The organism is Phenylobacterium sp. (genome assembly GCF_044236515.1).
Classification (GTDB): Bacteria; Pseudomonadota; Alphaproteobacteria; order Caulobacterales; family Caulobacteraceae; genus Phenylobacterium.
Map to the genome: position 1 here is coordinate 1 of NZ_JBIIGK010000159.1, position 6,590 is coordinate 6,590.

Genomic DNA, 6,590 nt, shown 5'->3' on the forward strand with positions numbered 1-6,590 from the left:
CACCGACGGTGATGTTCATGCGTTCGGCCATTGTGAGGTTTCCGATCTTCCGAAGTGCGTTTTCCAAGTCCCGACAGCTTCGGCTACTAGCGCGGCGCCCTGTCGCAGGGCCATAACTTTCGCCACCCGCAAGAGGACCGGCCGATGAAGATGACGATCGAGGTGGACTGCACGCCCGAAGAGGCCCGCCGCTTCCTCGGCCTGCCCGACGTCGCGCCGCTTAACGACCACCTCGTCGCCGAAATGACCCGTCAGGCGACCGCCCTGCCTCCCGACGAGCTGATGAAGAGCTGGATGTCGATGGGGGCGGGGGCCCAGGAGCAGTTCCGCAAGCTTATGGAAGCCGGCCTGGGCGCCGCCGGCGGAGCCGCTTCCAAACCATGAGCGACACCATCTTCGCTCCGGCGACCGCCGCGGGGCGGGCGGCGGTGGCGGTGGTGCGCATCTCCGGGCCGCGCGCCGATATCGCCGTCCGCGCCCTGGCCGGAACCCTGCCGCAGCCGCGCCGCGCGACCCTGCGCCGACTGCGCGACGCCGAGGGCGCCGAACTCGACCAAGCCCTGATCCTGTGGTTCCCCGGCCCTCGCAGCTACACCGGCGAGGACAGCGCCGAGCTGCACCTGCACGGCGGCCCCGCGGTGCTCAACGCCGTGGTCGAGGCGTTGGCGGCGCTCGGCCTGCGCCTCGCCGAACCCGGCGAGTTCACCCGCCGCGCCTTCGAGAACGGCCACCTCGACCTCGCGCAGGCCGAGGGCGTCGCCGACCTCGTCGACGCCGAAACCGAGCAGCAGCGCCGCCAGGCCCTCGAACAGCTCGGCGGCCGGCTGTCACGAGTCCAGGCCCGGTGGCGGGACGACCTGACCGAGGCGCTCGCCATGTTCGAGGCCGCCGTCGATTTCCCGGACGAGGAAGTTCCCGCCGATGTCGCCGGCCGCGCCCGGCCGATCCTCGAGCGGCTGGTCGCCGAGCTCGACGCCGCGGCCGCAGACGCCGAGCGTGGCGAGCGGGTTCGGGAGGGATTTCGTATCGCCCTGATCGGCGCCCCCAACGCCGGCAAGAGCACCCTCCTCAACGCCCTGGCCGGCCGCGACGCCGCCATCGTCACCGCCACCCCCGGCACCACCCGCGACATCATCGAGGTGCCGATGGTGCTGGCCGGCTACAAGGCGCTGCTCGCCGACACCGCCGGCCTGCGCGAGACCGGCGATGAAATCGAGGCCGAAGGCGTTCGCCGGGCCCGGGCCTGGGCCGCCGGAGCCGACCTTCGCCTATGGCTGGTCGATGGCTCGTCCGACGAGGTCCCGGGCGTGCCGATGGAGCTGCGGGCCGGCGACCTCTGCCTGATCACCAAACGCGACAAGCCGTCGGGCGGGGCAGGGGCCTGGGCCGCCGGTCAGGCCAAGCGCCTCGGCGCGACCTCGGCGGAGATCACCGCCAAGGGGCCGGGCGACCTCGGCTGGCTGGTCACCACCCTCGGCGAGCGGGTTGTGCAGGCGCTGGCCGGCGCCGAGCCCCCAGCCGCGACCCGCCTGCGCCACCAGGAGCTTCTTACCGAAGCCTCCGATCGCCTGCGGCAGGCCTTGGCTGAAACCGATGCCCTCGAGCTCGCCGCCGAGGATGTCCGCCTCGCCGCCCGCGCCCTCGACCGGATCACCGGCCGCATCGACCCTGAGGCGGTGCTGGGGAAGATTTTCTCGAGCTTCTGCATCGGCAAGTAGCCGTCCTGTTTCACGTGAAACAGCGCGCGACGACGTTTCACGTGAAACAGCGACGGGCTTCCCCTATATCCAGCGACCATGACCTCCTGGGACGTCATCATCATCGGCGGCGGCCATGCCGGCTGCGAGGCCGCGGCGGCGGCCGCGCGATTCGGCGCGCGCACCCTGCTGCTGACCCACAAGGTCGAGACCATCGGCGAGATGAGCTGCAATCCGGCCATCGGCGGCCTCGGCAAGGGCCACCTCGTCCGCGAAATCGACGCCCTTGACGGCCTGATGGGCCGGCTGGCCGACAAGGCCGGCATCCAGTTCCGCCTGCTCAACCGCTCCAAGGGCGCTGCCGTGCGTGGGCCGCGCTCGCAAATCGACCGCCATCTTTATCGGGCGGCGATGCAGGACGAGCTGGCGCGGACCCCCAACCTGACCATCGTCGCCGACGCCGTCGAGGACCTGCTCGTCGAAACCGGCCGGGTCGCCGGGGCGGTCGGCGCGTCCGGTGCGACCTACCGCGCCGGTCGTGTTGTGCTCACAACCGGCACCTTCCTCAAGGGTGTCATCCACCGCGGCGAGGAGCGCATTCCGGCCGGGCGGGTTGGCGACCAACCGTCCATCGGCCTTGCCGACCGGCTCTATGGGCTGGGCCTGAAAATGGGCCGGCTGAAGACCGGCACCCCGGCCCGGCTCGTCGCCTCGACCATCGCCTGGGACAGGCTTGAGATGCAGGCGGCCGACGACGAGCCTGTCCCGTTTTCGTTCCTGACCGAGCGGATCACCACGCCGCAGATCGCCTGCGGCGTCACCTACACCACCGAGGAGACCCACCGGATCATCGCCGGGCGGCTCGGGGAATCGGCGGTCTACGGCGGCAAGCTGTCGGGGAAGGGGCCGCGCTATTGCCCCTCGATCGAGGACAAGGTCGTCCGTTTCGCCGACAAGACCAGCCATCAGATCTTCCTGGAGCCGGAAGGCCTGCCGGACAGCCCCGATGGCGACACCGTCTATCCGAACGGCGTCTCGACCTCGGTGTCGGCCGAAACCCAGGACCTGTTCCTGCGCTCGATTCCGGGCCTCGAAAACGTTCAGGTCCGCCGCTACGGCTACGCCATCGAATACGACTACGTCGATCCGCGCGAGCTCTATTCCAGCCTTGAGACCAAGGCCCTGCCGGGGCTCTATCTCGCCGGCCAGATCAACGGCACCACCGGCTACGAGGAGGCCGGGGCGCAAGGGCTCGTCGCCGGCCTTAACGCCGCCCGCGCCGCCGCCGGCCAGGAGCCGGCCCAGTTCGCGCGCGACGAGGCCTACATCGGCGTCCTGATCGACGACCTGGTCACCCGCGGTGTGACCGAGCCCTACCGGATGTTCACCAGCCGGGCCGAGTTCCGTCTGACCCTGCGCGCCGACAACGCCGACCAGCGCCTCACCGACAAGGGCCTGGCGCTCGGCGTCGTCGGCTCGGCGCGCGCCTGCGCCTGGGGCGAGAAGCGGCAAGCCCTGGTCGCCGCCCGCGCCGAGGCGGCCGGTCTTCAACTCACGCCCGCCGAGGCGATCCGCGCCGGCCTGCCGGTCAAGGCCGACGGCCAGCGCCGCGACCTCTCGCAGCTGCTCGCCTATCCCTCCATCGACTTCGCGCGCCTGGCCGCCATCTGGCCGCAGATCGCCGCCTGGTCGCCCCAGGTCCGCGAGCAGATCGAGATCGACGCCGGCTACGCCGGCTACCTCGACCGCCAGGCCGCCGACGCCGCCGCCTTCCGGCGCGACGAGGACCTGCGCCTGCCGGCCGACCTCGACTACGGCGGCGTCGGCGGCCTCTCCAACGAGGTGCGCGAAAAGCTCGCCGCCGTCCGGCCGCTGACCCTTGGCCAGGCGGCCCGCATCGAAGGCGTCACCCCCGGCGCGCTGACCGCCCTCCTGGCCCATGTCCGTCGCCGCGCGGCCTGAGGTGGTCACCGATGCCGAGAGCTTCGCCGCCGCGTCCGGCGCGACGTCGGCCGAGCTCGCCGACCTTACCCGCTTCCTGGATCGCCTGATCGCCGGCAATGCGGTGATGAACCTCGTTGGACCGAAGACCATCCCGGACTTCTGGAACCGCCACGCCTGGGACAGCGCCCAGCTCCTGCGCCTGGCTCCGGACGCCCGCACCTGGGCCGACCTCGGGGCCGGCGCCGGCTTCCCCGGTCTGGTCCTCGCCATCCTCGCCAAGGGCCGCGGCGGCCAGGTCCACCTCGTCGAGAGCATGGCCAAGCGCTGCCGCTTCCTGCAGATGATCGTCGACGAGTTGGCCCTGCCGGCCATCGTGCATCACGAACGTGCGGAAAACCTCGACTTGGCTGTGGATGTCGTCACCGCCCGGGCTTGCGCGCCCCTGCCCAGGCTGCTCGGGTATGCCCAGCCCTACTTCAAGGCCGGGGCCATCGGCCTGTTCCTGAAGGGCCAGGACGCCGCCGCCGAGCTCACGGAGGCGGCCCTGCACTGGGACTTCGACGCCGACACCCTCCCGTCGCTCAGCGACGCCCGAGGGCAGATCGTGCGCGTAAGGAGACTGGGTCGTGCCCGCAAAGCCTGACCGCGCCATGCGCGTCCTGGTGGTCGCCAACCAGAAGGGCGGCGTCGGCAAGACGACGACGGCCATCAACCTTGGCACGGCCCTGGCCGCGGTCGGCGAGAAGGTCCTGCTGATCGATTCAGATCCCCAGGGCAACGCCTCGACCGGCCTCGGCGTCGGCCGGGCCCAGCGCACCACCACCCTCTACGACGTCCTGATGGGCGAGCGAGAAATGCGCGACGCCGTCGTCCCGACCAAGGTTCCTGGCCTCGACCTCGCCCCCGCCGACCCCGATCTCTCCGGCGTCGAGCTGGAACTCGGCCAGCAGGCCCGCCGCTCGTTCAAGCTGCGCGACGCCCTCGCCCCCCTCCGCGCCTCCGGCGAGTACAGCTACGTGCTGATCGACTGCCCGCCGTCGCTGAACCTCCTGACCGTCAACGCCATGGCCGCCGCCGACGCGGTGCTGGTGCCCCTGCAGTGCGAGTTCTTCGCCCTTGAGGGCCTCAGCCAGCTGATGCGCACCATCGACCTGGTCCGCGGCAGCCTGAACCCCAACCTGGAGATCCAGGGCGTCGTGCTAACCATGTACGACCGCCGCAACAGCCTGTCGGAACAGGTGGCCAGCGACGTCCGCGCCCACTTCGGCGAGGCGGTCTACCAGACGGTGATCCCGCGCAACGTCCGGGTCTCGGAGGCCCCGTCGTTCGGCAAGCCGGCCCTGGTCTACGATCTAAAATGCGCCGGCAGCCAGGCCTACCTGAAGCTGGCTCGCGAACTGGTGCTCCGCGAGCGCGACCGTCGCGCCCGGGCCGCCTAGAGGACAAGAGAGAATGGCGGAGAACCGCAGAGGACTGGGCCGGGGCCTGTCAGCCCTGCTGGGCGAAGCGGAGGAGGGGACCGTCCGCAGCGAGCCGGGCCGCCCGGCGGGCGAAGGCGCCCGCGAGATCCCGATCGAGCTGATCCGCCGTAATCCCGACCAGCCGCGCCGTCGCTTCGACGAGGCCGAGCTCGCCGAGCTGGAAGCCTCGATCCGCGCCTCCGGCGTGTTGCAGCCGATCCTGCTGCGGCCGGCAAAGGGCGCCGACGGGGAATATGAGATCGTCGCCGGCGAACGCCGCTGGCGGGCCGCGCAGCGCGCCGGCCTCACCGCCATTCCGGCGCTGGTCCGCCAGATCGCGGACGGTCAGGCCTTCGAGATGGCCATCGTCGAGAACGTCCAGCGCGCCGACCTGAACGCGATGGAAGAGGCCCGCGCCTATTCCGCCCTGATGGAGCGCCTCCAGTATACCCAGGAGCAGGCCGCGGCCGCGGTCGGCAAAAGCCGCAGCCACGTGGCCAACACCCTGCGCCTGCTGCAATTGCCGGCCGCCGTGCAGGACCATGTGCTCGAAGGCCGCCTCACCGCCGGCCACGCCCGCGCCATCCTCTCGGCCGCCGATCCGGACGCCGTGGCCGCCCAGGTCATGGCCCGCGGCCTGTCGGTGCGGGAGGCCGAAGCCCTGGCCCGTCCCAGGTCCGACGCGCCGAAGAAGGCCTCCGGTCCGAAGAAGGCCAAGGACGCGGACACCGCCGCCCTCGAGGCCGACCTCGAGGACGTCCTCGGCATGAGCGTCGATATCACCGACAATGGCGGGGCCGGCGAGGTCCGCATTCGCTACGCCACGCTCGAACAGCTCGACGAAATCTGCCGCCGCCTGACCCGCGTCTAGGCGACCACCACCTCGGTCTTCACCGAGTTGGCGATGAAACAGGCTTCGTGCGCCGCGTGGTGCAGCCGGTCCAGCTCCGCAGGCGAGGGCGCCGCGCCGCGCCAGGCGATCTGCGGCCGCAGCACCGTGCGGGTGAGGGCGAGGCGACCGTCCGCGTTCTCCGCCAAGGTCCCTTCGGCCGCGTCGCGATAACTCTCGGCGACAAAACCGGCCAGCCGCGCCACGTGGAGGAAGCTCAGCATGTGGCAGGCGCTGATCGAGGCGACCAGCATCTCCTCGGGATCGACCGCCCCCTTGGCCGCCCAGCGGTTGCCGACCACCTGCGCCGAGGCGGTGCCCGGCGCTTGGTGGCCGCCCTCGAACGCCACGGCATGGCCGCGGCTGTAGCGGCCGGCCAGGAAGTCCTCGCCATCCCCCAGGCGCCACTCGATGGTCGCCCGGTGCCGGCCCATCAGAAGGCGTCGGCCGGCAGGGCCATCACCAGCTCGGCCCCGGTCTTCAGCCGGGCGAGCCGCAGCGAGGTTTCCGGCAGGATCCGCTCGACGTAATATCGGCCGACCACCAGCTTCTCGGCGTAGATCGGATCGGTGTCGCCGGCCGCGATCTTCTCCTGCGCCG

At 71.3% G+C, this 6,590-nt stretch carries 8 protein-coding genes; 6 read left to right on the top strand and 2 right to left on the bottom strand.

The annotated features are described in order from the left end of the window. The first annotated feature begins 144 nt into the window (after positions 1 to 144). From ACILRF_RS13580 to ACILRF_RS13605, 6 genes are all read left to right on the top strand, one after another. Positions 145 to 384: a DUF6489 family protein gene (locus ACILRF_RS13580; protein ID WP_395673762.1), complete on the top strand. Its 240-nt coding sequence runs from the start codon at positions 145 to 147 to the stop codon at positions 382 to 384. After that, complete coding sequence (mnmE, locus tag ACILRF_RS13585; protein ID WP_395673764.1) at positions 381 to 1,718, top strand: tRNA uridine-5-carboxymethylaminomethyl(34) synthesis GTPase MnmE; 1,338 nt, start codon at positions 381 to 383, stop codon at positions 1,716 to 1,718. Before ACILRF_RS13580 ends, mnmE begins: the two co-directional genes overlap by 4 nt. A 78-nt stretch (positions 1,719 to 1,796) precedes the next feature. Beyond that, positions 1,797 to 3,659, top strand: coding sequence for a tRNA uridine-5-carboxymethylaminomethyl(34) synthesis enzyme MnmG (gene mnmG / locus ACILRF_RS13590; RefSeq protein ID WP_395673766.1), 1,863 nt, complete (start codon positions 1,797 to 1,799; stop codon positions 3,657 to 3,659). Then, the gene (rsmG, locus tag ACILRF_RS13595; RefSeq protein WP_395673768.1) at positions 3,637 to 4,284 is read left to right on the top strand and encodes a 16S rRNA (guanine(527)-N(7))-methyltransferase RsmG; all 648 of its coding nucleotides are present in this window, start codon (positions 3,637 to 3,639) and stop codon (positions 4,282 to 4,284) included. Before mnmG ends, rsmG begins: the two co-directional genes overlap by 23 nt. Positions 4,285 to 4,291: 7 nt before the next feature. Then, positions 4,292 to 5,080, top strand: a complete 789-nt coding sequence (locus ACILRF_RS13600; RefSeq protein WP_395673773.1) for a ParA family protein — start codon at positions 4,292 to 4,294, stop codon at positions 5,078 to 5,080. Between the two features lie 13 nt (positions 5,081 to 5,093). After that, entirely contained in the window at positions 5,094 to 5,972 is an 879-nt protein-coding gene (locus ACILRF_RS13605; protein WP_395673770.1) for a ParB/RepB/Spo0J family partition protein, read from the top strand. On the opposite strand, the gene ACILRF_RS13610 is transcribed toward ACILRF_RS13605, so the two are convergent. Both ACILRF_RS13610 and ACILRF_RS13615 read right to left on the bottom strand, forming a co-directional pair. Further along, positions 5,969 to 6,424: an OsmC family protein gene (locus ACILRF_RS13610; RefSeq protein ID WP_395673771.1), complete on the bottom strand. Its 456-nt coding sequence runs from the start codon at positions 6,422 to 6,424 to the stop codon at positions 5,969 to 5,971. The genes ACILRF_RS13605 and ACILRF_RS13610 overlap by 4 nt on opposite strands. Next, positions 6,424 to 6,576 carry an acyl-CoA dehydrogenase C-terminal domain-containing protein gene (locus ACILRF_RS13615; RefSeq protein WP_395673775.1) on the bottom strand — a complete coding sequence of 51 codons (153 nt, stop codon included), beginning with the start codon at positions 6,574 to 6,576 and terminating at the stop codon, positions 6,424 to 6,426. Before ACILRF_RS13615 ends, ACILRF_RS13610 begins: the two co-directional genes overlap by 1 nt. Positions 6,577 to 6,590: the final 14 nt, after the last annotated feature.

What these genes read in the sequence shown, in the direction of transcription:
- mnmE (WP_395673764.1), top strand. Translation starts at nt 381, where the DNA reads ATGAGCGACACCATCTTCGCTCCGGCGACCGCCGCGGGGCGGGCGGCG.
- ACILRF_RS13610 (WP_395673771.1), bottom strand. Translation starts at nt 6,424, where the DNA reads ATGGGCCGGCACCGGGCGACCATCGAGTGGCGCCTGGGGGATGGCGAG.
- mnmG (WP_395673766.1), top strand. Translation starts at nt 1,797, where the DNA reads ATGACCTCCTGGGACGTCATCATCATCGGCGGCGGCCATGCCGGCTGC.
- ACILRF_RS13580 (WP_395673762.1), top strand. Translation starts at nt 145, where the DNA reads ATGAAGATGACGATCGAGGTGGACTGCACGCCCGAAGAGGCCCGCCGC.
- ACILRF_RS13605 (WP_395673770.1), top strand. Translation starts at nt 5,094, where the DNA reads ATGGCGGAGAACCGCAGAGGACTGGGCCGGGGCCTGTCAGCCCTGCTG.
- rsmG (WP_395673768.1), top strand. Translation starts at nt 3,637, where the DNA reads ATGTCCGTCGCCGCGCGGCCTGAGGTGGTCACCGATGCCGAGAGCTTC.
- ACILRF_RS13600 (WP_395673773.1), top strand. Translation starts at nt 4,292, where the DNA reads ATGCGCGTCCTGGTGGTCGCCAACCAGAAGGGCGGCGTCGGCAAGACG.